This is a genomic window from Aquamicrobium soli (genome assembly GCF_042646345.1).
GTDB lineage: Bacteria > Pseudomonadota > Alphaproteobacteria > Rhizobiales > Rhizobiaceae > Mesorhizobium > Mesorhizobium soli_A.
In genome coordinates this window covers 49,911-72,499 of the sequence record NZ_JBHRTK010000001.1, presented here as the reverse complement: position 1 = coordinate 72,499, position 22,589 = coordinate 49,911, and the positions used below count along the sequence as shown (strand labels likewise).

At 59.8% G+C, this 22,589-nt stretch carries 21 protein-coding genes and 1 pseudogene; 4 read left to right on the top strand and 18 right to left on the bottom strand.

Going from position 1 to position 22,589, the window contains the following annotated elements; genetic code table 11:
- Positions 1-12: 12 nt before the first annotated feature.
- From ACFOHJ_RS00365 to ACFOHJ_RS00350, 4 genes are read right to left on the bottom strand one after another with little or no spacing between them, the layout of a single operon-like run.
- A complete protein-coding gene (locus ACFOHJ_RS00365; protein ID WP_378217375.1) occupies positions 13-942 on the bottom strand; it encodes a beta-xylosidase in 930 nt (309 codons plus the stop codon).
- Positions 935-1,693: a TIGR04290 family methyltransferase gene (locus ACFOHJ_RS00360; RefSeq protein WP_378217372.1), complete on the bottom strand. Its 759-nt coding sequence runs from the start codon at positions 1,691-1,693 to the stop codon at positions 935-937. Before ACFOHJ_RS00360 ends, ACFOHJ_RS00365 begins: the two co-directional genes overlap by 8 nt.
- A 27-nt stretch (positions 1,694-1,720) precedes the next feature.
- A complete protein-coding gene (locus tag ACFOHJ_RS00355) occupies positions 1,721-2,314 on the bottom strand; it encodes a histidine phosphatase family protein (protein WP_378217370.1) in 594 nt (197 codons plus the stop codon).
- Entirely contained in the window at positions 2,311-3,414 is a 1,104-nt protein-coding gene (locus ACFOHJ_RS00350; RefSeq protein WP_378217368.1) for an inositol-3-phosphate synthase, read from the bottom strand. Before ACFOHJ_RS00350 ends, ACFOHJ_RS00355 begins: the two co-directional genes overlap by 4 nt.
- 148 nt (positions 3,415-3,562) lie before the next feature.
- Between ACFOHJ_RS00350 and ACFOHJ_RS00345 the strand changes: the two genes are divergently transcribed.
- Entirely contained in the window at positions 3,563-5,317 is a 1,755-nt protein-coding gene (locus tag ACFOHJ_RS00345; RefSeq protein WP_378217366.1) for a hypothetical protein, read from the top strand.
- Here the strand turns inward: ACFOHJ_RS00345 and ACFOHJ_RS00340 are convergent.
- The 7 genes and pseudogenes from ACFOHJ_RS00340 to ACFOHJ_RS00310 form a co-directional block, all read right to left on the bottom strand.
- On the bottom strand, positions 5,245-6,252 hold the full coding sequence (locus tag ACFOHJ_RS00340; RefSeq protein WP_378217364.1) for a UDP-glucuronic acid decarboxylase family protein: 1,008 nt from the start codon (positions 6,250-6,252) through the stop codon (positions 5,245-5,247). The genes ACFOHJ_RS00345 and ACFOHJ_RS00340 overlap by 73 nt on opposite strands.
- Before the next feature lie 13 nt (positions 6,253-6,265).
- Complete coding sequence (locus ACFOHJ_RS00335; protein WP_378217362.1) at positions 6,266-7,366, bottom strand: CgeB family protein; 1,101 nt, start codon at positions 7,364-7,366, stop codon at positions 6,266-6,268.
- Positions 7,363-8,457, bottom strand: coding sequence for a CgeB family protein (locus tag ACFOHJ_RS00330; protein ID WP_378217360.1), 1,095 nt, complete (start codon positions 8,455-8,457; stop codon positions 7,363-7,365). The genes ACFOHJ_RS00335 and ACFOHJ_RS00330 overlap by 4 nt, the downstream gene beginning before the upstream one ends.
- Positions 8,454-9,581, bottom strand: coding sequence for a CgeB family protein (locus ACFOHJ_RS00325; protein WP_378217358.1), 1,128 nt, complete (start codon positions 9,579-9,581; stop codon positions 8,454-8,456). The genes ACFOHJ_RS00330 and ACFOHJ_RS00325 overlap by 4 nt, the downstream gene beginning before the upstream one ends.
- The gene (locus ACFOHJ_RS00320; protein ID WP_378217356.1) at positions 9,581-10,672 is read right to left on the bottom strand and encodes a glycosyltransferase; all 1,092 of its coding nucleotides are present in this window, start codon (positions 10,670-10,672) and stop codon (positions 9,581-9,583) included. Before ACFOHJ_RS00320 ends, ACFOHJ_RS00325 begins: the two co-directional genes overlap by 1 nt.
- Positions 10,673-10,724: 52 nt before the next feature.
- Positions 10,725-11,762, bottom strand: a pseudogene (locus ACFOHJ_RS00315) (NAD-dependent epimerase/dehydratase family protein); the annotation flags it as partial.
- A gap of 23 nt (positions 11,763-11,785) precedes the next feature.
- On the bottom strand, positions 11,786-12,895 hold the full coding sequence (locus ACFOHJ_RS00310) for an NAD-dependent epimerase/dehydratase family protein (protein WP_378217354.1): 1,110 nt from the start codon (positions 12,893-12,895) through the stop codon (positions 11,786-11,788).
- Between the two features lie 141 nt (positions 12,896-13,036).
- On the opposite strand from ACFOHJ_RS00310, the gene ACFOHJ_RS00305 reads away from it, so the two are divergent.
- The 3 genes from ACFOHJ_RS00305 to ACFOHJ_RS00295 all read left to right on the top strand — a co-directional run bounded on the left by ACFOHJ_RS00305 (position 13,037) and on the right by ACFOHJ_RS00295 (position 15,300).
- Positions 13,037-13,570, top strand: coding sequence for a DUF1003 domain-containing protein (locus ACFOHJ_RS00305; protein WP_378217352.1), 534 nt, complete (start codon positions 13,037-13,039; stop codon positions 13,568-13,570).
- 59 nt (positions 13,571-13,629) lie between these two features.
- Entirely contained in the window at positions 13,630-15,003 is a 1,374-nt protein-coding gene (locus ACFOHJ_RS00300; RefSeq protein WP_378217350.1) for a UDP-glucose dehydrogenase family protein, read from the top strand.
- Positions 15,004-15,120: 117 nt separating this feature from the next.
- Positions 15,121-15,300 carry a hypothetical protein gene (locus ACFOHJ_RS00295; protein WP_378217348.1) on the top strand — a complete coding sequence of 60 codons (180 nt, stop codon included), beginning with the start codon at positions 15,121-15,123 and terminating at the stop codon, positions 15,298-15,300.
- 3 nt (positions 15,301-15,303) lie between these two features.
- Here the strand turns inward: ACFOHJ_RS00295 and ACFOHJ_RS00290 are convergent, their stop codons facing one another.
- From ACFOHJ_RS00290 to ACFOHJ_RS00260, 7 genes are all read right to left on the bottom strand, one after another.
- Complete coding sequence (locus ACFOHJ_RS00290) at positions 15,304-15,876, bottom strand: sigma-70 family RNA polymerase sigma factor (RefSeq protein WP_378217346.1); 573 nt, start codon at positions 15,874-15,876, stop codon at positions 15,304-15,306.
- 72 nt (positions 15,877-15,948) lie between these two features.
- Positions 15,949-16,989: a Gfo/Idh/MocA family protein gene (locus tag ACFOHJ_RS00285; protein ID WP_378217344.1), complete on the bottom strand. Its 1,041-nt coding sequence runs from the start codon at positions 16,987-16,989 to the stop codon at positions 15,949-15,951.
- A gap of 29 nt (positions 16,990-17,018) precedes the next feature.
- Positions 17,019-17,972, bottom strand: a complete 954-nt coding sequence (locus tag ACFOHJ_RS00280; RefSeq protein ID WP_378217342.1) for an MDR/zinc-dependent alcohol dehydrogenase-like family protein — start codon at positions 17,970-17,972, stop codon at positions 17,019-17,021.
- Positions 17,973-18,028: 56 nt separating this feature from the next.
- Entirely contained in the window at positions 18,029-18,295 is a 267-nt protein-coding gene (locus ACFOHJ_RS00275; RefSeq protein ID WP_378217340.1) for a hypothetical protein, read from the bottom strand.
- A 280-nt stretch (positions 18,296-18,575) separates the two neighbouring features.
- Positions 18,576-20,210, bottom strand: a complete 1,635-nt coding sequence (locus ACFOHJ_RS00270; protein ID WP_378217338.1) for a family 1 glycosylhydrolase — start codon at positions 20,208-20,210, stop codon at positions 18,576-18,578.
- Between the two features lie 11 nt (positions 20,211-20,221).
- A complete protein-coding gene (gene glf, locus ACFOHJ_RS00265) occupies positions 20,222-21,358 on the bottom strand; it encodes a UDP-galactopyranose mutase (RefSeq protein WP_378217336.1) in 1,137 nt (378 codons plus the stop codon).
- Positions 21,343-22,518: a glycosyltransferase gene (locus ACFOHJ_RS00260; RefSeq protein ID WP_378217334.1), complete on the bottom strand. Its 1,176-nt coding sequence runs from the start codon at positions 22,516-22,518 to the stop codon at positions 21,343-21,345. The genes glf and ACFOHJ_RS00260 overlap by 16 nt, the downstream gene beginning before the upstream one ends.
- Between the last annotated feature and the right edge of the window lie 71 nt (positions 22,519-22,589).

Genomic DNA, 22,589 nt, shown 5'->3' with positions numbered 1-22,589 from the left:
CCCCGAACCGACTCACGTCTTCGGAAGATGCGGGTCATAGGGGCCCGGCCGCACATATGGTGCATAGCGCTCGATCATTGCAGCGCAGAAGCCCGCGAATTCATCGGGTACCAGTGGCGGACTGGTATGATGCGGCATTAACCCGCGGTGCTCAGGCGTGAAGCAGAAAGTCACAGTCAGGGCGAAATCGCCAAGGGCCTCCAACTGGCGGTCGAACCAAGCGAGCGCATCGGGGCGAAAACTGTCGGCCCACGATAAGCCCGTCCGCAACTGGGTGACTCCGAGACGCTTCATCCAGGAGACGGCATCGTTAAGCCGTGGGTCCTCGAAATGGAACCACTGGACCAAGCCCATCTGCGGGGCAAGCTCGGCAAACTCCTTCAAGGCAGGTTTCGGCGACCCATCTTCGCGTAACAGACCCATATGGAAATGCCGATAATAGGACGAACCTTCGGCCTCGCGGTGGCGGGTGGTGGCACCCCAAGCTGCAGGCAGATCGTAGAGACTATACCACTGAACGCGAGTCGCGTGCCCGATCAGGAGTTGAGCCGTGCGCTTGAGGCCCCAGATTTGGATCTCCTCCGCGCCAAAGGTCGAGATGCCAACTTCGCTCACCCATATGGGCAGCTCTGTGACAGCGCCGATTTCAGCCAGCTTGTCCGGCCACTCATCAATCTGCCACAGATTCCAGTCCAGGGGGAAACCATGCACGCCTACCGCGTCTACGTGGTCCAACACCCCAAAAGCTTTCATGCGCTCTATGAAAGCAGGGTCGATCGGCGAGATGCCTCCAAGCACCTTCGTTACATCGGGATTAACTTGGGCGATGGCATCGGCGGCAAGCATGGCCATCTCGGCGAACCGGCTCCAGTCAGGGTCGAGTTCGGGGTCCCAATGCGACTTGTTGTTGGGCTCGTTCCAGATCATTGCGGCTTCAATCACTGAATCTGCCCCTTGTCGGATAAACCGCGCGACCTCCTCGCGAACCGGTCGGACGACAGATGTAGACCTCCTCCTCGGGATGGGCCGCAATCTGGAAGCCGGCGCTGCGTAGCATTGCTTCGACCCCGGCACGGTTTGGAATCCACCAGTTGGTGGGGTCCTGCGCATAGCGGTGCTCGATAAAATGAAGCTTCGGAAAGCCTGGCTGGTTGAACAGTTCCCGGCAGGAAAAAGGATGATCCTCGTCAAGCTCCAAAACTTTGTCACTGCCGCGGTGCATCGACTGAAACACCAAAAGGTCTCCCATGACGTGCTCGCGTACGAGATCGAGCGCCAAGAGGGGGTGGCGCAAATGATAGAAAACTCCCATGAAAAGCACTATATGGAAACGCTGACCGAGCCGGCCGATGTCATAAACCGAAAGTCGCCTGAATTCGATCTCTACGTTGGCCACTTCGGCGGCAAAGCGCGCCTGGGCCAAATAAACTTCATCGAAATCGATGCCGAGCACCCGATCCGCACCACGCTGCTTCATTTGGATAGAATAGAAGCCGGCATTGCAACCTATGTCGAGCACACTTTTACCGCGCAGGTCAGCTGGAATGGCATGCGCGAACTTGCGCCATTTCTCGTATGGATAATTGCCCAGAAAATGATCTGGCGCGGTTTCTATTCCGCCTAAGTTCATATTGTGGAACCAAGGACCAAGTTCTTCTATACGGCGGCGCAGCGCGCCGTTGGACAGCGTCATGGTGTTTTTCCAAGATCGGTCATTTCTTTAAACCGTCTCATTAAGGCGCAGGAGCCGTGGCTCTGTTTCGCCCATGGTCACGACGCTGACGGAGGCGGGCTGGATATCGAACCTGAAACAGCGGTCGGCTGAAAGCCCAAGTACATGGCAGATCACGCTTTTGATGACATCAGCGTGGCTAACCAGCGCCATGCGCCCTTGGGGAAACTCTTGAGCTAGGTCCTCCATGAAATCGCACACCCGGCGCCTGGCGTCGGCCATGCTTTCACCCGCGGGGGTTACGGCTATATCGCGCCGGCTATTCCAGTGTCGCCAGTTCGGGTCATTGTTCAACTCGGCGAATGTCTTGCCTGACCAAGGACCGAAATCGATCTCGTCGAGTTCGCCTCTTACAGTCACCGGGCCGATCGCGCAGGCGACTGACACCGCCTGCGCGGTTTCTCGCGTGCGCTCGGACGGGCTGGAGAATATTGCGTCGCACCCTTCTTGGCGCATGCGTGCGCCCAGACGTAATGCCTGCGCACGCCCTTGAGCACCAAGCGATACGTTGGCGGATCGTCCCGCTAGGAAGCGTCCGAGATTGTCATGGGCTGCATGCCGCAACAGAAAGAAGATCGTCATTCTGCCGCCCTCAAAGCTCCCTCTTGCCGGTTAGCGATGAAAGCCTCGGTGAGGCGGCGCGCCTCCTCATCGCTGAACTGCCGCGGCGGAGACTTCATGAAGTAGCTGGATGGCCCATTGAGCGCGCCGCTAAGCCCCCGATCGAGCCCAAGCTTGGCACAGCGGATGGCATCGATGACTACACCGGCGGAATTGGGCGAATCCCATACCTCGAGCTTGAGTTCGACGCTAAGAGGCACACCACCGAACGTGGTCCCCTCTAGACGAATGTAAGCCCATTTGCGATCAGCAAGCCACGGTACATGATCGCTCGGTCCGACATGGATATTGTCTGGAGTAAGTGGCACATCCAGTTGGCTCAGAACGGATTGGGTCTTGGAAATCTTTTTGGATTCAAGCCTCTCTCGCTCCAGCATGTTCAGGAAGTCGGTGTTGCCGCCAAAGTTAAGCTGATAGGTGCGATCTACTTGGACCCCTCGCTCGCGAAAGAGCTTCGTCAGCATCCGATGCACGATCGTCGCCCCGACTTGGCTCTTTATATCGTCGCCAATTAGCGGGAGCTGCGCATCCTTAAACCGCTGACGCCATTCTTGGCGCGATGCGATGAAGGAAGGAATGCAGTTGACGAAGGCGCAATTGGCTGCCAGCGCTTGCTCGGCATACCAGTTGGTCGCGAGCTCCGACCCAACCGGCAAGTAAGAAACCAGGACATCCGTGCCATTGGCACGGAGCGTGGCCGCGACATCCACCGGGGCGGCGTTGGATTCCACAATTGGACCTCGCAAATATTTGCCCAGGCCATCTAAGGTAGGACCGCGGGCGACCTTAACGCCCGTCGTTTCAACGTCGGCAAATTTTGCGGTGTTGTTGGGCCGCGCGAAAATGGCTTGAGCTACATCCGCTCCAACCTTGCCTTCGGCAACATCGAAAGCGCAGGCGACTTCAAGATCACCGGGACGATAGCCTCCGAGATCGACATGCATGAGGCCGATCACCGGCTCGCTTGCCTCGACATCGCGATAGTAGCTGATGCCCTGCACGAGCGAGGAAGCGCAGTTCCCGACGCCGATGATGCCGACTCTGATCTTACCTGCTGCCATTTGCCTGCCTCGCATAAAGCTCACGGAGCTATCACCGCCAAACCTGTAATCGAAAGGAATGTTCCCGTTTTAGGAGATTTCGGTGGAGAGCAAGTGGATCAAAGACGCCTGGCGGCGGTTCGGCAGTGATGATCTGGAGTGACGCTCGATGATGCTTTACGGAAATCCTGCCCGGCTGGAGAATGCAGCATCCGTTGCGGCCTCAATTTCCACCCTGCTGCATCGTGCCGGCTCGATGCCTTCCGGCATAGATCGCCATGCCGTGCTGGCTCATGCCTTTATCCGGGCCGGTGAACTCGTCCAAGGCATTGCCGATGCTGAGTTCGATCGGTGCGGTGTAGACGCCCGCTCTCGAATGCAAGACAAGGGCGCGACCTTGCTCCTTGCTATGGCGGTCGCTCTTGACCGATCGTGGCGTAGCAACTTTCGGGAAGAACTGAGCGACATCCCATTATCGCTTCTGCGGCAACTGGGTAGCGCTGGCTGGATCAGTACGCGCGTGGGCGAAGGCTATGCTCACTACGCGCTCTATCCCGAAGCATATCTTGAAGCTGCCCGGCGCTCCGGGCTCGGATCTGAAACGCTGGTGATCGGCATACGGAGCATAGGAACCAGCTTGGGCGCCTTGGTGGCTGCCGCCCTTCAAGCGCGCCCTGCCATCAGCCTTCGGCCGGTCGGTCACCCCTTTCGGCGGGAAATCCGCGCCGAACCGGGCATTCTCACGATCGCGGCAAGTGACTCGGATCTGCAGTTTGCCGTGGTTGACGAAGGTCCAGGGATGTCGGGCAGCTCATTTGCCAGTGTCGCCAGATGGCTGTTTGATCTCGGGATCGGTCCGGCGCAGATTCATTTCTTTTCCAGTCATGGCAACGGCCCTGGTGAGGCCGCAGGCCGAGAAATTCGCGCCATCTGGCAAGGCTGTCGACATCACCCGGCTCTTTCGTGCGATTTTTTTGACCAGACTTTAAAGCCGTGCATAGAAAGCCGTCTGGGCTCTCTGGAAGGCGCGTTAAAACCCTATTCTCCAACCCCTTCGACACCTCGCGACGGTCGTTTCGAGCGTTTGAAATTCTCTACTACGACAACGCATGGGCGGTTGCTGGTCAAATTCGCGGGTTTGGGCGATTCGGGCGAACGCAAACTGCGAGACGCACAGACGTTAGCCACAGAAGGCTTCAGTCCGGGTGTCGTCGGGCTTTGCTACGGCTTCTTGTTGCAGGAACATGCCACGGCACGGCGACCTGGTTGTACGATCCACGACCGCGCCCGTTTTTTGCAGACACTGGCCTCCTATTTAAGCTTCCGTGCCGGGGGAGGCCTCGGGCCGGCCGGACCCGGCGCAACCGTGGATACGCTTCGGCGTATGGCGATTGAGAACAGTTTGGAGCTCCTGGGTCCGCGATTTGCCAGCACTCTCGAGTGCCATCTCCAGCGTCTATCTGATGCAGGCGCTCCAGCACGTGTGGTGCGCACAGATAACCGCCTCCAAAGCTGGAAATGGTTAGTCACTAGCGACGGCTTCCTCAAGGTAGATGCCGTAGACCATTGCGAGGCCCATGACCTCGTGGGTTGTCAGGACATTGCTTGGGACATAGCCGGCAGCATTGTCGAATATCGACTGTCTGCCGCGGAGGCAGGTGCGATATGCAACGCTATCCGCTCGGCCGGCGGCAATGTTGAACCGCATCTCATTGCGACCATGCTGCCATGTTATTTAGCGTTTCAAAGTGGGTTGTGGGGGACCGCGACGGGTGCCGCCGCCGAGGCGTTGGCGCGAAGTTATGTTCATAGACTAAAGAGCTTCCTCCATCTCTTGCCTCAGTATGAATCTCAGACTCGGTCCAATGATCTCAGATCTACACCAGCAGGCACCGCTCCCGGTTTTACCACTTCACGAAAGTAGTCTACCGTGATGGCTAAACCCTCTTGCAAGGTGGTTTTTGGACGCCAGTTCAAGAGCTTAATAGCGCAAGCTATGTCGGGCCGGCGTCGCTGTGGATCGTCGTTCGGCAGGGGCTCGAAGCGGATGCCGGCCGGGGCGCCGATCTGCAACCGGATCAGCTCGGCTAGCTCTAGTATGGTGAACTCGTCAGGATTTCCCAGGTTAACCTGAGCTTGCGGCGTGGGCTCCGCCTCCATTAGCCGGTAAAGTCCGTCGACCAGCTCACCGACATAGCAGAAGGAACGGGTCTGAGATCCATCGCCATAAACGGTCAGAGCCTGACCGCGCAGCGCCTGCACTATCATGTTGGAGACCACCCGACCGTCGTTTGGCTGCATACGCGGGCCATACGTATTGAAGATACGCGCCACACGGACATCGACACGGCCAGCGCGTTTGAAGTCGAAGCACATCGCCTCGGCGGCCCGCTTGCCTTCATCATAGCACGCGCGTGGACCGGTACAGTTGACGTTGCCATTGTAGGCTTCGTTTTGGGGATGTACCTCCGGATCCCCATACACCTCGCTGGTGGATGCCTGTAGGAAGCGTGCGCCGTGGCGGTCGGCCAGTTCCAACAGGTTTATTGTTCCAACAACACAGCTTCGCATGGTTTGCACGGGATCTGCTTGGTAGTGCGGCGGCGATGCCACGCAGCCGAGATTATAAATCCGGCCAATTTGTATTCCGGGATCGAAGGGCTCGCATATATCGCGGGCCTCTAGCCGGAATTGCGGATGATCATGGATCGCTGCGAGATTGCGGTCGCTGCCCGTGACGAAATTGTCAACGCACAGCACCTTCTCCCCCTTGGCAAGCAGCGTCTCACATAGATGCGAGCCGAGGAAGCCGGCGCCTCCCGACACAAGGGTCGTCCCATTTTTTTTCGAAAGCGACATCTAAATTCTCTCCTTAAGCAGCTTGAACCCACGCACGCGCAGAGGTCGTAACGCTGGACAAGGCCCCAACGAGCCCACGAGCGCGCGCGACGCCCGTGTGCCCGCTCAGCACGCAGTCTCTGGCGTTCTGGGCTATCGTTAAACGCTCGGCCTCGCTGCTGCCGGCGAGGGTAGAGCATATGTCCTCGGTGGAGGCTGCGACATGGATCGCCTCCCCGGGCGTGAAGAAATCTTCCAGGCCCGGCCAATAGTCGCTGATTGCCGGGCAGCCACAGGCGGCCGCCTCGAACAGCCGCACGCTGGGCGACCATCCGGCCGCGATCATGTCTGCGCGCGTAAGGTTTAGCGTGAAGCGCTGCTGGCTGTAGAAGGATGCATGCTTGGCCGGCGGTAAATGATCGATGCGCTCGATATTTTGCGGCCAGACAATGTCTTCGGGGAACTGCGAGCCGGCGACAACGAAGCGGCGCTCCGGCATGCGGCGCGCCACCTCGATCAGCAACCGCTCCAGCGGGGCCTGCCGATCGGCGCTGTAGGTCCCCATATACCCGAGATCCCAGAGCGGCGCTTCGCCAGTGGGCGCATAGCGGCATTCGTCGACCGAGCAATAGAGCGGTTCGGCGCGCCTTGCGCCGAATTCATTGCGCAGGCGCTGCAGCGTTGGCCCGCCGGTAAAGGAAAAATAAATGTCGAACAGGTCGATCTGGCGCGCGGCGAGATAATCGCAAGCTTGCGCCCTCAGCTTTGCCAGCGTCACCGGCGTGTCGATATCGTAAAAGCACAGCTTGCCCCGGGCGAGTTCCGCTACACGGTCGATGACGGCTATGCCTTCCGGCACAAATGAACCGACCAGCACGAGGTCTGCCCGACGGATACGCTCCCCGTGCTCCGCCTCCAGCTGATTCACATCGTTGTAAAGGCAAAGCTCGCAGAAGGCCGGCTGCGGCAGGTCGCGGTGCTGTGCATACCAGGGCATGTTCCTTTCAAAGAAGCTGAGCCGATGGCCGAGACGGTCAAGGCCCCGCATCAGCGCGCGAAAGGTAGTTGCATGGCCGTTGCCCCAGGAGGATGACAGTGACAGGCCGATGACGGTGATGTCCAATACGTGTGTCATGCCATTGCCTCGACGGCGGGGTTGGCAAAAAGGCTACGGAAGGTCTCGTCCGCCAGTTTCGCGCGGCTTTCATAAGTGTGATGGCGCAGCACTCGGTCCAGCGCTGCGGCCCCTATCTCTCTTGCGCGCGCCGGTGAAAGTTGCTCCAAAATGGTAGCGACATCCTTCCCGTCGCGGGCAATCAGTATATCTTCATTGGGCTGCAGAAAGAGTTCTATCCCGGCCCAGGCATCGCTGATGATGCAGGCGCCGGCGCCCGCAGCCTCAAAGACGCGCGTCGCGGGCGAAAACCCATTACTTGCCATGCTCTCGCGGCTGATGTTGAGCACTGCCCTGGGTGAAACATTAAAAGCATTGTGGTCGTGAGTGCCGACGTGACCAATCCAAGCGACATTGCCCGGAACGGGTTTGTCGTCCCAACCAGCGCCGCCTAGCATGAAGGCAAGTTCCGGCGATCGCGATGCAGGCTGGAGGAAGAAACTTTCGACGCGGCTTTCCCGGTCGGGAAGCCGATTGCCCAGGAAAGCCAGATCGCAGCGGAAGCGGGCCTGAGGCGGTACCGGATAATGGGTTCGCGGATCGAGCGCATTATAGATCGGGATGCAATGCCTGGCTCCCAGCGCCCTGTAGGCATAGACCACCGGGTCGCCGCCCCCATAGGTGAGCACCAGATCGAGCCGAGGCAGCGAGCGGTGGAGCGGGTGGTCCGGTTCATTGCGAAGCTGTGCCAGCGTAGCCGGTGCATCGACATCCCAAAAAACCTTCAGCGCGTCAGCATGAGCATGGCGCAGCACCTCCAGCAGCAGCGCCTCGTCCTCATAGCCCACACCGCTTGCCTTCACCACGATGTCGGCCTCTCCTGCTCGGCGCGCTACTTCCACAAGCGCCTGAGGGGTCGATTCATAGACCACCACCGAACACCATTCAGGGGGATCGATGTCTCGATGCTGCTGCCGGTCATAGACATCAGGCTCGTAGAAGGTGATCTCGTAACCTCGCTGCGCCAGCGCTTTTAACAGCCCACGATAATAGGTAGCCGCGCCATTCCAGTAGGAGGAAAGCAGGCTTGATCCGTAGAATGCCATCTTCATTGGGCGGCCTCCTTCTGTTGTAATTGCGCGATGACACACGCGGTGCCGTGACGCGCAAGAATGCTGAAAAGCTGATCGACGCGATGGCCGCAGCCATGGCGAGATCGGATCGTTTCAAGCCCGTTGCAAGCAAGCGAATTTGCCAGATCCTTGTCGTTCAAAATCTGCCGTAACAGCTTGCGCATATGGGCGCCGTCGCGTGCGAACAGGAAGTCCCGGCCGGGCCGGAAGAGCCCTTCCACATCGTCCCATGGAGCCGAAACCAGCGGGATTGCGCAGGCAAGAGCTTCGAACATTCGGATGGTTGGTATCCCTGGCAAGCTTTCCACATAGGGGCGGCGGGGTATGTGGATGGTGGTCCGGTGCCGGGCGAACACCTGCGGCACCAGTGAGTTGGGCAGCCAGCCGCGATATTCGATCCCGGCGTCAGCAAGCGAGGCAAGCGCTGCCAGCGGGTAGCGCACCCCATACACGCGCGCTGAGAGGCCGAGCGCCCCAGTTGGGCCAATGAGGTAGTCGGCGATCCCGGCTGAACGCTCCTCGTCGCCCCAATTCCCGATCCAGACCAGATCGGCCTCCTTGTCGATTTCGGGCAGCGGCGTGAAAAGGCTTAAATCTGCCGCTTCATGCCAGCTATGGACACAAGCGCCCCAACCGGCCTGAAGATAGCGCTGGCGCAAGGTCTCGCCGAAGGCCAGGATCACATCATAGTCGTCGAGCACCAGCGCGGAAATGGAAGCTGCTTGCGATACCGCACGGTGATGTGTGTCGTGGAAGAGCAATGTGAAGCGACCGCCATGGCGGCGGGCAGCGCCGATGCGCGCGACGAGGGCCGGATCAGTCCACTCGTGCACGACCACCACATCGGCTGCTGCCAGTTGCGCCTCATGGTCGAAGGCGATGCCGTAGGAAAGGGATTTGAGTTCCGGGAAATCGGCAGAAAACCGCTCGACCGCCTCCGGATGGCGGCTAATGAGATTGCTCCGGCTCCAGCCATCCTCGGGCTCTAGCGCCAGCGCCTCATGCCCCCTTGAGATCAATTCTCGCATGATGCCGCGCAGGAAATGCGCATTGCCATGGTTCCAGTCGGAAACGAGAGAGTGGGTGTAGAACAGGAAACGCATCAACTCCTCCCGATTCTCACGGCTTCGACGCTGTCGTAGGCGCGGCGCATGGAGACTGCCTGCCGCTGATACGTCAGCCGGCGCGCTCGCTGCCGCGCGGCGGCGCCCATTCTGCGGCGGAGGGCTTCGTCCTGCGTCAGGCGATTGATTTGTGCTGCCAGCGCTTGGTGATCCCGCGGTGCAAAGAATGCCGCGACGTCTCCCCACAATTCGCGATAGGTGGGAATGTCGGCAAGAAGTAGTGGCGTGCCGGCGGCGGCAGCCTCCAATGCACCCAGGCCAAAGGGCTCGTACAGGGATGGCGAGACGAAGAGCCCGCTTCTGCCTGCCAGGCTAAGCACCTCGGCGTGGGTGATCGGTCCCAGCGCGATGAGATTTTCGAACGTCATGCAACTGCCATTCGGCCCCACCGTCGCGCCGGCAGCAAGAACGGGCCATTCGACAAGTGCGGCGGCCTGGTCGAGTACATGGCCGTTCTTGCCCTCGTCCCACCACCGGCCGGCAGCAAACACCGTGTCATTACGGTTGCCGGAAGGAGCGAAGTTGGTAGCGGCGTTGTAGACGACAGCCAGGCGCGGCAGCAGCCCGTAGCAAGCGCGCAATGCGCCCCTGTGGCTGAAGCTGGGGGCGACCACCAGGTCAGCACGCTTCAGGCCGACACCGGTGCGACCTTGTTGCCACGTCCATTCGTTGGGCGGCGGCGTGCCTCGAACCGCCTGAAACCAGGTGGCGATACAGGAGTGCGAAACAGCAACGAGAGGGCAGGAAAGCTCAAGATGCGCCGCTTGGCCGGGTTCGTTTACTTGCACGAGATCGATGGCATAACCGCGCACGAGGCGGTCAAGCTCGTCGCCCAGGCCGGCAACCGCCTGCTCGTCCGCAGCCAGCCAGTCTGGCGGACTGGCGAGCCATTCAAGCGTGGAGAACGCTTCCGCTTCTCGCCTGTCGCAGGGCTCAGGCTCGGGGCCGAGGCCCGCCAATACGACAAAGTCCCCGAGCGCCTGCAGTTGCTGCGCTAGTCCCAGAGCGTATTGCCAGACCCCTCCTACGGCATCGAGCGTCATCAGGATGCGGCGGCTGCGGCCTGTCATACACTGGAGCATCGGCGTAGCCTTTCGCGCGAGCACCGTCCGCCGACCGGGCTCATGCCACGAACCTGTCAACCAATGCGCCCTTGACACGGTGACGACTAAACCATTCCGCAAGTGCGGTGATGCCGTCGCGCCAGCCGGTCACCGGCCGCCACCCAGTCGCCTCGTACAGCCGGGTCGTATCGGCGACGAAATAGAGCTGGTCGCCGGTGCGCGGCTCGGCGTGGCAAATTTCGGGCGGGTGGCCGATAGCATCGCCGATCGCTCCGAGCACCTTCTGCAGACTGACCGCATTGGCCGGCCCGCCGCCAAGATTGAAGGCCTTTCCCTTGAGGCGATCGATATCGGCAAGCAGCGCGCGATAGGCGGCAACCGCATCGCTGACGTGAAGCACATCGCGCACCTGCAGGCCATCGCCATAGATAGTGATCGGCATTCCTCTCAACGCCCGGATCAGAAAATGCGCCACCCATCCCTGATCCTCGGTGCCGAACTGACGTGGGCCATAGATGCAACTCATGCGCAGCACCGCCGTTCGCATGCCATAGGACTTGGCATAATCGAGCACATATTGGTCGGCCACGCCCTTGGAGCAGCCGTAAGGGGTACTGAAATCGAGCGGTCGCGCCTCGCCAATGCCGCGCAGGCGTAGCCGGGCATCGAGCGGCAGGTGACACCCGCTAACATTGCTCGTCTCCAGATCCGCCAGTCCGCCATAGACCTTGTTTGTACTGGCGAAGATGACCGGTACATCCCCGGCCTTACGCGCGGCTTCAAGGACATTTAGCGTGCCGCGAGCATTGACCTCGAAATCCTCGACCGGATCGGTAAGACTGGTGGTTACAGCCGTTTGCGCTGCCAGATGGAAGATAGCCGCAGCCTCCGCAACCGCCGGCTGCAACGCGCGGGCGTCGCGAACATCCTGAACATAAGCAGTTATCCTGCCCCCATGCCTTTGTTTCAGCCAAGCTAGATTATGATCGACACCCGATCGACTGAGATCATCGAGGATGGCGACCTCCTCGCCTGCCGAAAGCAGGCTGTCGGCGAGATTACAGCCGATGAAACCCGCACCTCCTGTAATGAGGATGTGGCGGGGCTTTCCTTGCCGTCTCATGAAACCAGCCCCATGGCTTCGAGTTCGCCTCGCATCTGCGAGCCTCGATCTACCGCGACCGATGCACGAACCCAGTTCACTATTTCGTCGAGAGAGCCTTCGAGTCGATGCGCGGGCTCATAGCCCAAAATCTCGCGCGCCCTCCCGATATCGGCAAAGCAGTGGCGAATATCACCCGCGCGCGCCTTGCCGAGGATTTCAGGGCCGAGTTCCGGCACGCCCATCGCCTGAGCCAGCATGGAAGCGACATCGCTGATGGCATAGAAGCTGCCACTGCCGATATTGATAACCTGCCCCCGCGCCTGCGGACTCTCCAGCGCCCGGCAAAAGGCGCGGGCCACATCGCGGACATGAACGAAATCTCGCCGCTGCCTGCCATCCTCGAATACTGTCGGCCGCTTGCCATTGGCCAACCGCGACGCAAAATTCGCCAGAACGCCGGTGTAGGGATTGGACAGTGCTTGGCCGGGCCCGAAAACGTTGAAGAGGCGCAATGCAACGGCGTCCACGCCATAAGCTTCGCCGAAGATCAATACGGCGCGTTCCTGAGCATATTTGGTCAAAGCATAGATCGAAGCCAAATCTGCTGGCTTGCTTTCATCAGTGGTTGTCGAGACAAGGGGTTCTCCCGTGTCTGAGACCGGGTCCCAAAGGCCGGCCCTCATACGCTCAGCATCACGCCGCGCATTTCCCACGATCCTGTCGTCGGCCGAAAGATAGGCGCCTTCGCCATAGACGCTCATGGAAGAAGCAACAACAATGCGGCCGACGGGCTGCCTCAGCATAGCTTCCAACAACACCGCAGTTCCGAGATCATTGGCCCCGACGTAGCGAGCAATCTTATACATGGATTGTCCGACGCCTACTTCCGCGGCAAGATGGATTACCGCATCGACGCCGCGCAGCGCCTGCTCGACGCGGCCGGGGTCGCGAACATCGCCCTGGATCAACTCCGCACCGGCGGGCAGCTCGATACCTGAGCCGCCATGGACCTGCTCGACCAGCGCGTCGAGGACGCGGACCTCGAATTTCCGCTGGATCAATTCGGCGACAACATGGCGGCCGATGAATCCGGCGCCTCCGGTCACGAGGATATGCTTTACCATTCCGCTTTCCTCTGGTCTTTTCCTCCGCCCAACAACGGGATCGCAGGTTTGTTCCTTCGAGCTGACCTAATCAGGTGACCTGTCGCCAGAACAATTTCCCAGGTATCGCGGTTCGGGGCACTGGCAATCGAGGTCACCGCCATGACATCTGCGCAAGCCAATCAGGATTCCAGGGACGAAATCTCAAGGCCACTCGCCCGCAACATCGACGAGTTGATGCGCCGAAGGCAGCGCGAACAAGACAGCCAGGGTTTCGCGGACAAGGTCGCGGCTGCGATAGCGACCTTTACCGGAAGTATCTGGTCGCTTTTGGCTCATGCCGTGGTGTTCGGCACCTGGATCATCGTCAATACGGGCGCATTTTTGCCTTTCCCGCCGTGGGATCCCACCCTTGTCATGCTCGCGATGGTAGCTTCGGTAGAAGCAATCTTCCTGACAACCTTCGTGCTGATGAATCAACGTCGGCAGGCGCGGCTGGAAGACGACAGAGCGGAACTGACACTGCAGATGAGCTTGCTAGCGGAACAAGAGACGACGCATGTCGGCGAACTTGTACTGGCCATCGCGCGTCAACTCGGCGCAGAGTTGCCGCCGCAAACGGAAATTAACGAACTGACCAAAAATGTTGCGCCTGAGGCCGTACTGGACGAGATCGCCCGCAAGCGCACCGAGTAATCAAGGAACATAGCTTTCCCTCTCCGGTTAGGGCCCACTGCAGACAAAAGGAATCGGCGATGAGGGTAACAATCATTGGAGCGGGGTATGTCGGCCTCACTACGGGAGCATGCCTGTCGGAGCTCGGCCACGATGTCATTTGCGTGGACATAGACAAGGAGCGAATAGCACGCCTGAAAGCCGGCGTCTTTCCCTTCAGGGAGGCCGGCCTCGATGAGATCATGATCCGTAACATGGCGTGCCGCCGGTTACGCTTTTCCGATCATTTAGCCTCGGCAGTGCGCGGACGTGACATAGTGATGGTGGCGGTCGGCACTCCCAAAGGCGTTCGAGGCGAGGCAGATCTCGCTTTTGTGCGGCAGGCGGCTCAGTCGTTCGCCCCTTTCTTGTCGCCCCGGACTGTGGTCACCTTGAAGTCCACTGTCGCCGTAGGTACTGCGCGAGAGGTCCGAGAGATCATCGCTGAAGAGCGTGGCGCATTGGATTTCTGGGTGACCTCAAACCCGGAATTCCTGCGTGAGGGCAGCGCGGTTTCCGACTTTCTCACGCCAGACCGCATAGTCATCGGTGCAGACGACCGGGATGCCGGCGAAAGATTGATCAAGCTCTATCGGCCTCTTCTTGACCGGGGCGTTCCCCTTGTGGAGACCGGGACCGCCGATGCCGAGCTCATCAAGTACGCAGCCAACGCTTTCCTTGCGCTCAAAATAGGTTTTACCAACGACGTGGCCGACCTGTGTGAAGTTACCGAAGGCGATATCAACTCCGTGGCCAAAGGCATCGGGCTTGACCCACGCATCGGCACTGCGTTCCTGAAGCCTGGCCCTGGTTATGGCGGCTCCTGCTTTCCAAAGGATACTGAAGCCTTCGCTTGGATCGGCCGCGCGCTCAATGCACCGCAGCCTTTGATTGAGGCTCTCATTGCGCGCAACGATTATCGCAAAAGACATATCGCCGAGCGCGTGCTTAAAGAAATAGCAGGCATTTCCGGCGCGCAGGTGGCCGTGCTCGGCGCAGCCTTCAAGGCCAATACTGATGACGTTCGTGAATCGGCTGCCCTCCAAATCGTACCTGCGCTGCAAAAGGCCAATGTCGGGGTCAAAATGTTTGATCCTTGGGCGAGTGGCAATGCGGCCCCACTGCTGCCGTCCGCCACGTGGGCAGAAGATCCCTACGATGCGGCGCAAGGAGCGGATCTTCTCCTCATACTGACTGAATGGGAGATGTTCCGCTCGCTAGATCCTGCTCGTCTGGCCGAGGCCCTGCGCAGGCCGGTGGTCTTCGATTGCCGAAATCTCTTCGATCCGGAGCAGATGGCACTGTACGGGTTCCGCTATGTGAGCCTTGGTCGGGCCAATGTACCGCGTGAGCGTCGGTGGCGATCCAATCCTCTTCCCAACAACCGGCAAAAGGCCGCGTCGCCTTCGACCTGATTTTCCCTGGTTGACCCAAAGTTGTGAAACGCCATACCGAGAGCGAGTTCAAGCCTTGAATTTCCTTCTGTATTTAATACATAATTTGAGGCATCGACTACTTCGGGAGCGTTAGTTTTGGCTCGACGCGATTCGCCGCCGTCCGATCTTCCATTGGAGACGGCAGCCATTGACATTAAATTGGCTGGGCTGCTGGATGAGATCATGCAAGAAGAAACGCCCGAGCACCTGCTGGAACTGGCGCGCAGGCTTCAAAACGAACTGCTTATCCGAAAACAGCGACAAACACCGAGTTGACGACTATCGCGGTCTTTCCGTGTGAACACACATCTCGGGGTTACCGTATTTATATCCTTGCTCCAGCAGCGTGGCGGCCGATGCTTCGCCCAATTGTTCCAAGACGTTTAACCGCGCCCGGTTCAAGCGGCTTTTGACAGTTCCCATGGCGCAGCCGCATATTTGGGCGGTTTCTTCATAGGAAACGCCGAGCACGCCTACCAGCATCAACACTTCTCGATGGCATGGCGAAAGGCGATTGATCGCTTTCCTCACTTCTGCGCCTCGGATCGACCACTCTTGTGTTGGGCCCACGGAAGGTCGGACAGCTACGCAATCAGCTGAGCCTGGTGCTTCACGGGAATAGAGCTTCACGCGGGTATAAAACGTATTACGCATGATCGTAAACATCCACGACTTCAGGCGAGTGCCCGGCTCGAAAGTTTCAAAACTTCGGAGCGCCTTCAGCAAGGTATCTTGAACGAGATCGTCGGCATCGTTGGGATCGCGATAAAAGGTTCGCGCAAAAGCCCGCAGTGCGGGCACAAGTTCCACGATTGAAGCATCGTCACGCGCTCGGCCGAGGTGTTCATCCATGACAGTTCCAGTCGAAAAAGGATTCAAAGTCGACAACGACGCTGTGCGAGGAATGTTCCTTAAAAATTTCCGCTACGACACCCAAAGCTTGGCACCCAAGGGCCTATCCTGTATCGCCGCAATACGCCTTGCATTTGCTTGATAAATTCGATCCAACACCTCGGCGACTCGGGCGAACTGACCTGCCTCGGCATCGAAGTGGCGATCGGTGGCGAGGTGCTCTGTCCAGTGCCGGATGGACCTTCCCCCCCAGGCATCAGGAGGGGACACGAGGCATTCCCGAGAGGTTCCGCGCGCAAGATGCGCCTCGAAATCATAGAAAGACCCGCCCACATTGGTGAAGATAAGCGAGCCAAGGGCGCCATGAAACGTCGCGCCGATGACGGCGTCGCATCCGGCATGAAGTCTCCACGAACAGGCGAGGCGCGCCACTTGCCCGCCTTCAAGATCGAGCATGGCTAGCGCATAATCCTCCACTTCCTTGCCGGTAAGAACATGCCCTTTCGCCAACAGCCGGGCGTGGGTGCCGACAACTATCGGAAAATCCAGCGCCCACAGAAGCAAATCGACCAGATGAACACCGAGATCAATGAGACAGCCGCCACCCGAAAGCGCCGCATCGTAGAACCAGGGCTTGTCTGGCCCATAGGCGTTGTGGAAGACCAGATCGACCGCGTGCACCTGGCCTATCGTCCCCTCTCGCAACAGGGACCGCACCGCCTGCATTGCGGCAGTGTGACGGTACGACAGGTCGAGGCCGAGTAGGCGGTTGCTGGCCTTTGCCGCCTCGATTACCGCTTGCACTTCCGTGAGGTTGCGTCCTAGCGGCTTTTGGCAAAACACCGCGCTATTTGCCGCCAACGCCGTCATCGCCTGTTCCGCATGGAAAGCACTCGGAGTGGCAATCACCACGCCATCAAGGCCCATCGCCAGCATGTCTTCCAGCGAGTCGGTCACCGCGGCGCCAGGGGCGAGCTTGCAGGCCTTCTGTACCATTTCACTAGAAGGGTCGCAGATGGCGCAGATGCTGGCGCCGGCTTCAGCGAGCGTTTGCATCCGGCTGCGACCGATCCAGCCCACTCCGAGGAAACCGAGGCGTGGTGCAGCCCCCAACCATCGTCCTTCCATCGTAGGCCCGGGAGTCACATCAGCACCAGCGCCTTGACGAAACCATCAGCATGCGTTGCGGCCGCTCGGAAGGCTGTATTGATATCGGAAAGCGGATAGCAGTGCGTGTAGAGCCGCTCCGTAGGAAGAATGCCGGCCTGTGACGCCGAGATCGCCTGCCTTACGCCTCTTACATACGTTTGGCGCGCCCGCTCATGGGCGTTGATGACGTCGATGCCCTTCCAGTTCCATTTCTGCATATCGACTTGGCGCAGACCGTCTTGGTGATAGCCTGCAATTACTAGTCGCCCGCCTTCGCAGATGAGCTCTCCGGCAAGATCGAGAGGCGCCTGCCTGCCAGTGGCCTCGATAACGCGCTCACACATCCTGCCGCCCGTCAGGTCGCGGACGCGGCTGATCGCTGACAGCGCATTCTCGCAACGGATGATTTCAATGGCGCCCATCTCGCGGGCAAGTGCAAGCGAAGCTTCGCGCCGCGAAAGCGCGATCACGCGGGCACCGGACTGCGTCGCCAGGCAGGTCAGCAGCGCACCGAGGAAGCCGATACCGAGGATCGCCACATAGCTGCCCGGCACAATGTCGCTACGCGCCAATATGTTCATGGCGCATCCAAGCGGCTCGCCGGGAAAAGGCTTGCCGGCAAATGAGTGGGGCAAGGCGATCACTGCGTCTGCCGGACCGGTATCGTATTCGGCAAAACTGTTGTGGAACAGGGCTGCCACCCGATCGCCGACGTTGATTGAGGCTACGTCCGGGGCAACCTCATCGATCACTCCCCAACCTTCATGGCCAAGCGCACCGGCTTCTGTGGGAAAATTCATCCAATCGGGCCCTTGCCACGGGACGATGTTGGAAGCGCATAGGCCGCAGCCTTCCAGCCGCACCCGCACCTGACCGGGCAGAATCGGGGGCAGGGCCACCTCTTTGATCACCCATTGTCGAGGTCCGGTCAGAATGGCGGCCCTCATGCTCTCACGGCTGCAGCCCCGGGATGCCCACGGCGTCTCGCCGACGTCCTGCGCCCTCATTTTCCGCGTTCGACGAATTTGTGGAAGCGGCTCGTGTTTCCATCGGAGGTGCGGTTCTGGTGCAGGAAGGCAAGATCATTGTCATCGAATATCTCGAAGAATTCATCCCAGCTGAGTTCTTCCAGGTTCTCCTCGGGCTCACCGAAATCGATCCGCAGCAAGCCGCCCGAGCCAGATGTCCGGACTACGGCTGGCCTGCCCTCCCGCTCTTCGACCCAACGCCGGATTTTGTCATGATCCGTGGTGGTGACGGCTTCGCTCATCCTTGCCTCCATTTCGTTGGGAATCCAACTGCGGAGCCGCAGCTTTGTTCCCTAGTCCGACCCACGGGCGAAGCGAGGATGTAGGCTAGCGCGCAAAAGTTATCCGCCGGCTGCCGCCGAACGGTGGCGAAGCCGGGCGATGAACGCCGAAGCTGAGGGGTCTTCCAGCAACTAACCTGAACACGCCTGCTTTGTGGGCGAGCCCGGCGCTTGCATTCTCGGCGGAACCGAAATCCGACAAGATGCTCGAGCCGGCGAATTTGCCCGCAAGGTGATCGCCTTACCGTTGCGGACAGGCGGATTCGGCGGCGAAGGAAATTTGATATTGATTTGCGGGCATGACGCACAGCAAACGCGCTTTGCCCCGCGGCCCGTCGATAAGTACGTCCAGACAGGCGTTGGCCACACAGTGCGGATCGGCAGAGCGATCGACCTCAAGATCGAGCAGGCCCCCATCCGCATATCGGCAGATCAGACGCCGGCCGCCGGCCGTCGAGGATACCTGGATCGAAGACCACGCCGCGTCCGGCAATTTCTGATCCGAGGGATGGGGATCGCAGCAGGCAATGGCAAGCCTGCGTGCCCTGCAGCAGTCTTCGAGGATTTTCTGCATTTTTCCGCCACCCGACAGCAGAAGCAGCCGTGCCGGCATGCGCGAAGGGCTTTCTTCCTGCCACCATCCCGGGCGGTCAAGGACAGGATGATCATAGGTCTCTCCGCTGGTAAGCCGAGCGATTGCCCGCGATAGCGCAGTGGGACGTGGCGGCTGGCAGCGGATATCGAAAGCGCCGTTTTCATAGTGGCGATCGCGGCGCAGCAGCATCGAGTTCCAATCAACCATGCCGAAAAGCGCCCACGCGGTGACGGCACGCAGATCGATCCCCTTGCCACGGGCCGCACGGGCTGTCTGCCAGGCCTCGAGCAGCCATCGCAGTTGCTCATCGCGCGTGCAGCCATTGTGGATTTCGGTGAGCGCCAGTGGCAGGCGATAGCGCTTCCAGGCCTCGTCTATGCGTGCGGCAAGCGTCGCCCTACCCCGATAAGGCGACCGCACGGCGGCGGCGTCGACATAGACGTGGATTCCATTCCCGCCGATCGGCTCATGCGGATAGAGCCAGAGGCGATGGTCGAGAAAGCGGTCGCTGGTCAGGTAGTAATCGATGCCGAGGAGATCGGGAGGACAAGGCTGTGCGACAAGTTGGGCAAGGTCGGTTTCGCTGACGCCTGCTGCAATCAGCCTCTCATGAAATGTATGGCTTCGGTCTACACGGCCGGTGATGAGGTCGAGGCCGAGCCAGCGCCTCTCATTCTCGTAATCAGCCTGATATCGCAGCGGCGCGGTGGAAAATATGTGGCCTAAGTCCTCGGTCTGCACCAGGCGAGCGTTTGGATTGATCTTCCTGATCGCAGCCATCGCGGCGGCAACCGCGCTGCACTGCGCGACCAGCAGCCGGAAGCAAAGCGTCTCATCGCGGCCATGCGGATACCACAACCCATAAAGACCGCTGATGCGCGCGGTTGTGAGCGGCTCGTTGATGGGGGTGAAAGCATCGATCCAAGGATAGCGGCGCGCCACCGCTTCGGCAAACTGCGCAAAGGCCTGCGGAAATTGTGGCTGGAGCGCCAGTTCGGGCTGCGGGCCAAACCCATGATGCAGGAGGCCTGCAACTGGCGCGATGCCGAGTTCTCGCAGTCGCTTCAGCCTGGCATCCGGCCAACTCCAGTCTGCATCCGTCATGCCATAACGGATTTTCTCCCATAATACGGGGTAGCGCAGCGTCTTGATGCCAAGACCGGAAATGAGATCGAGATCGCTGGCCCGAACGTCATGCCCCGTTTCGGCTAACTGGTCGCGCAGCCGATCGCCGACCCGCACCATGCTGCATTCGGCTCCTCCCCAAAGCTGAAGCGGCATGCCTTGTCTCGTCATTCGGCCGCCTCTGCGCGGTCCGTTGCCTGTGCTCCGGCCGACACCGTCCTCTGAATCCGCTCGAAAGTCGCCAGCGCCTGACCGATGACCTGATCCATATTGTAATATCGATAGGTCGCCAGTCGCCCCACGAACCAGACATGTCGAAGCTGCGCCGCCAGCATCTCATAGCGCTTGTAGAGCGCTTCGTTTTCCGGACAGGGAACCGGATAATAGGGATCGCCGGTGTCGCTGGGATATTCATAGCTCAGGCTGGTGCAGGGATGCACCTGCCCGGTCAGGTGCTTGTATTCGGTCACGCGGGTGTAATCTTCGTCCTGTGGGTAGTTAATAACGGCAACCGGCTGGGTTCTTTCCCGTTCCAATGTCACATGCTGAAAGCTCAGGGATCGGTAAGGAAGGGGTCCGAAACGGAAGTCGAAGAACTCGTCGACCGCGCCTGTATAGATTAGGCGACGATGGGGAATGCGATCGCGGATAGCACGATAGTCTGCCTGCAGCATGATGTGGATGCGCGGATTGTCCAGCATGCGCCGGAACATGCGCGTATAGCCCCCGGCCGGCATGTTCTGGAACTTGTCGCCGAAATAGCGGTCATCTCGGTTGAGACGCGTGGGAACCCGCGCGGTCACCGACTTGCTCAGCTGCGATGGGTCCCGGCCCCACTGCTTTCTGGTGTAGCCCTGAAAGAATTTTTCGTAGAGCTCCCGCCCCACCGTGCTAACGACGACGTCCTCGGCCGTTGTTATCTGCTCAACGGTCTCGCGCCGCGCCGCGAAAAAAACCTCCAGTTCCTCGGAAGTCAGGTCCAGCTCATAAAGACGGTTGATTGTGTCGAGATTGATCGGGATCGGCAGTAACTTACCGTCGACGCGCGCCAGCACGCGATGTTCATATGGTCGCCAGGCGGTGAATTGCGACAGATAGCCGGCGATGGCAGCCGAGTTGGTGTGAAAGATATGCGGGCCGTAAAGATGGACCAGAATACCGGCCTCGTCATAGCAGTCATAGGCATTGCCACCGACATGGGAGCGGCGGTCTATGAGGAGCACGCTTTCCTGCCGCTGGGAGGCGATGCGCTCTGCCAGCACACTGCCGGCAAAGCCGGCGCCAACAATCAGCCAATCGAACATTTCAACCCTCCGCTGGCGGCTGGCGCCCGCCTCACGTCCCGCGCCTCTTCGATCAACGCCGCCATTTCGGCCCAGGTGCGGTCCCAGGATGTCTCTGCAAGGAGCATGTCTGCCCTGTCCAGCCAGCCTCTGTCCGGACCCTCGAGAAGCGCCGCGAGCTTGGAAGGCATGTCGGCGGCATTCGCGATTTCCACAAGACCACGGGCGCCATAGCTTCGCACCACATCCACTATCGCGGTGGAGACGACGGGCAGGCCTGCGGCAAGGAACTCGGGAGTCTTTGTCGGGCTGATGTAGCGGGTGGAGGCATTGAGCGCGAAGGGCATCCAGCCGGCCTGCCAATTGGCGAGATAGGCCGGTAGCTCGGCATAGAATTTGCACCCGAGCCAATGCAGGTTGGACGCCTTCGGCAGGTTAGCCGGTTCAATCTTGGCGGTCGGCCCGAGCATGACGAAATGGACATGCGGCAGGGCCTTCGCCACCCGCGCAACCAGTTTAATATCCATGCGCTCGTCGATGACCCCAAAGAAGCCCACGCGCGGATAGCCTATCGTCTGTTGGTCCGCCGGATCGGCAAGCTTGCGCCGTGCGCGACTGAAGTGGCCGCAATCGATACTGCTCGCGAACAGATACGTGGCCGGATGGCGCGTGCGCTTGTCTTCGTAAAGGCTTTGCCCCCCGGTAAAGACGATATCGGCCTGTCTGAAAAGCTCGCCCTCCAGATCGGACAGGTCGCGCGGCGCGCCCTTGAAGGCCGAAAGCTGGTCCATGCAATCATAGACACACAACTCATGCTCGAGATGGCGGCTAAAACGAAGTGCCATCGGCGTATAGTACCACAGCAGCCTCCTGGCGGCCGGCGTGGCCGAGACCAATTCGTCGACCTGACGGCGCTGGATGCGCAGGGCCGTCGCCGCAGGGATTCCTTGCGGCAGCACCGGCGTCACCACGCGCAGGCCCGGTTGTATCGAGACGATGTGCAGCGATGGCTCCTCGACCGGCTCGAAAACCGGCTCCTCGAAATAGATAACGTGTCGGTCCTGCGCCGCTCTTGTCAGAAGATGCTGCGGACGTTGAAAGACGAAGTTCCAGCGCAGATGGGAAAAACACAACAATAATGGCCTATTGTTCTTCCCAAATCCATCAATTTCCAGAGCCATGTTCCATACCCTTTCAGGCTTAACGTTGATTCGTCGGAAGGTGACCTTCTACATCGATAGAATGTTATCCT

Coding starts and splice junctions, on each gene's coding strand:
- ACFOHJ_RS00360 (WP_378217372.1), bottom strand. CDS start 1,693: ATGACGCTGTCCAACGGCGCGCTGCGCCGCCGTATAGAAGAACTTGGT.
- ACFOHJ_RS00355 (WP_378217370.1), bottom strand. CDS start 2,314: ATGACGATCTTCTTTCTGTTGCGGCATGCAGCCCATGACAATCTCGGA.
- ACFOHJ_RS00350 (WP_378217368.1), bottom strand. CDS start 3,414: ATGGCAGCAGGTAAGATCAGAGTCGGCATCATCGGCGTCGGGAACTGC.
- ACFOHJ_RS00345 (WP_378217366.1), top strand. CDS start 3,563: ATGATGCTTTACGGAAATCCTGCCCGGCTGGAGAATGCAGCATCCGTT.
- ACFOHJ_RS00340 (WP_378217364.1), bottom strand. CDS start 6,252: ATGTCGCTTTCGAAAAAAAATGGGACGACCCTTGTGTCGGGAGGCGCC.
- ACFOHJ_RS00335 (WP_378217362.1), bottom strand. CDS start 7,366: ATGACACACGTATTGGACATCACCGTCATCGGCCTGTCACTGTCATCC.
- ACFOHJ_RS00330 (WP_378217360.1), bottom strand. CDS start 8,457: ATGAAGATGGCATTCTACGGATCAAGCCTGCTTTCCTCCTACTGGAAT.
- ACFOHJ_RS00325 (WP_378217358.1), bottom strand. CDS start 9,581: ATGCGTTTCCTGTTCTACACCCACTCTCTCGTTTCCGACTGGAACCAT.
- ACFOHJ_RS00320 (WP_378217356.1), bottom strand. CDS start 10,672: ATGACAGGCCGCAGCCGCCGCATCCTGATGACGCTCGATGCCGTAGGA.
- ACFOHJ_RS00310 (WP_378217354.1), bottom strand. CDS start 12,895: ATGGTAAAGCATATCCTCGTGACCGGAGGCGCCGGATTCATCGGCCGC.
- ACFOHJ_RS00305 (WP_378217352.1), top strand. CDS start 13,037: ATGACATCTGCGCAAGCCAATCAGGATTCCAGGGACGAAATCTCAAGG.
- ACFOHJ_RS00300 (WP_378217350.1), top strand. CDS start 13,630: ATGAGGGTAACAATCATTGGAGCGGGGTATGTCGGCCTCACTACGGGA.
- ACFOHJ_RS00290 (WP_378217346.1), bottom strand. CDS start 15,876: ATGGATGAACACCTCGGCCGAGCGCGTGACGATGCTTCAATCGTGGAA.
- ACFOHJ_RS00280 (WP_378217342.1), bottom strand. CDS start 17,972: ATGAGGGCCGCCATTCTGACCGGACCTCGACAATGGGTGATCAAAGAG.
- ACFOHJ_RS00275 (WP_378217340.1), bottom strand. CDS start 18,295: ATGAGCGAAGCCGTCACCACCACGGATCATGACAAAATCCGGCGTTGG.
- ACFOHJ_RS00270 (WP_378217338.1), bottom strand. CDS start 20,210: ATGCCGCTTCAGCTTTGGGGAGGAGCCGAATGCAGCATGGTGCGGGTC.
- glf (WP_378217336.1), bottom strand. CDS start 21,358: ATGTTCGATTGGCTGATTGTTGGCGCCGGCTTTGCCGGCAGTGTGCTG.
- ACFOHJ_RS00260 (WP_378217334.1), bottom strand. CDS start 22,518: ATGGCTCTGGAAATTGATGGATTTGGGAAGAACAATAGGCCATTATTG.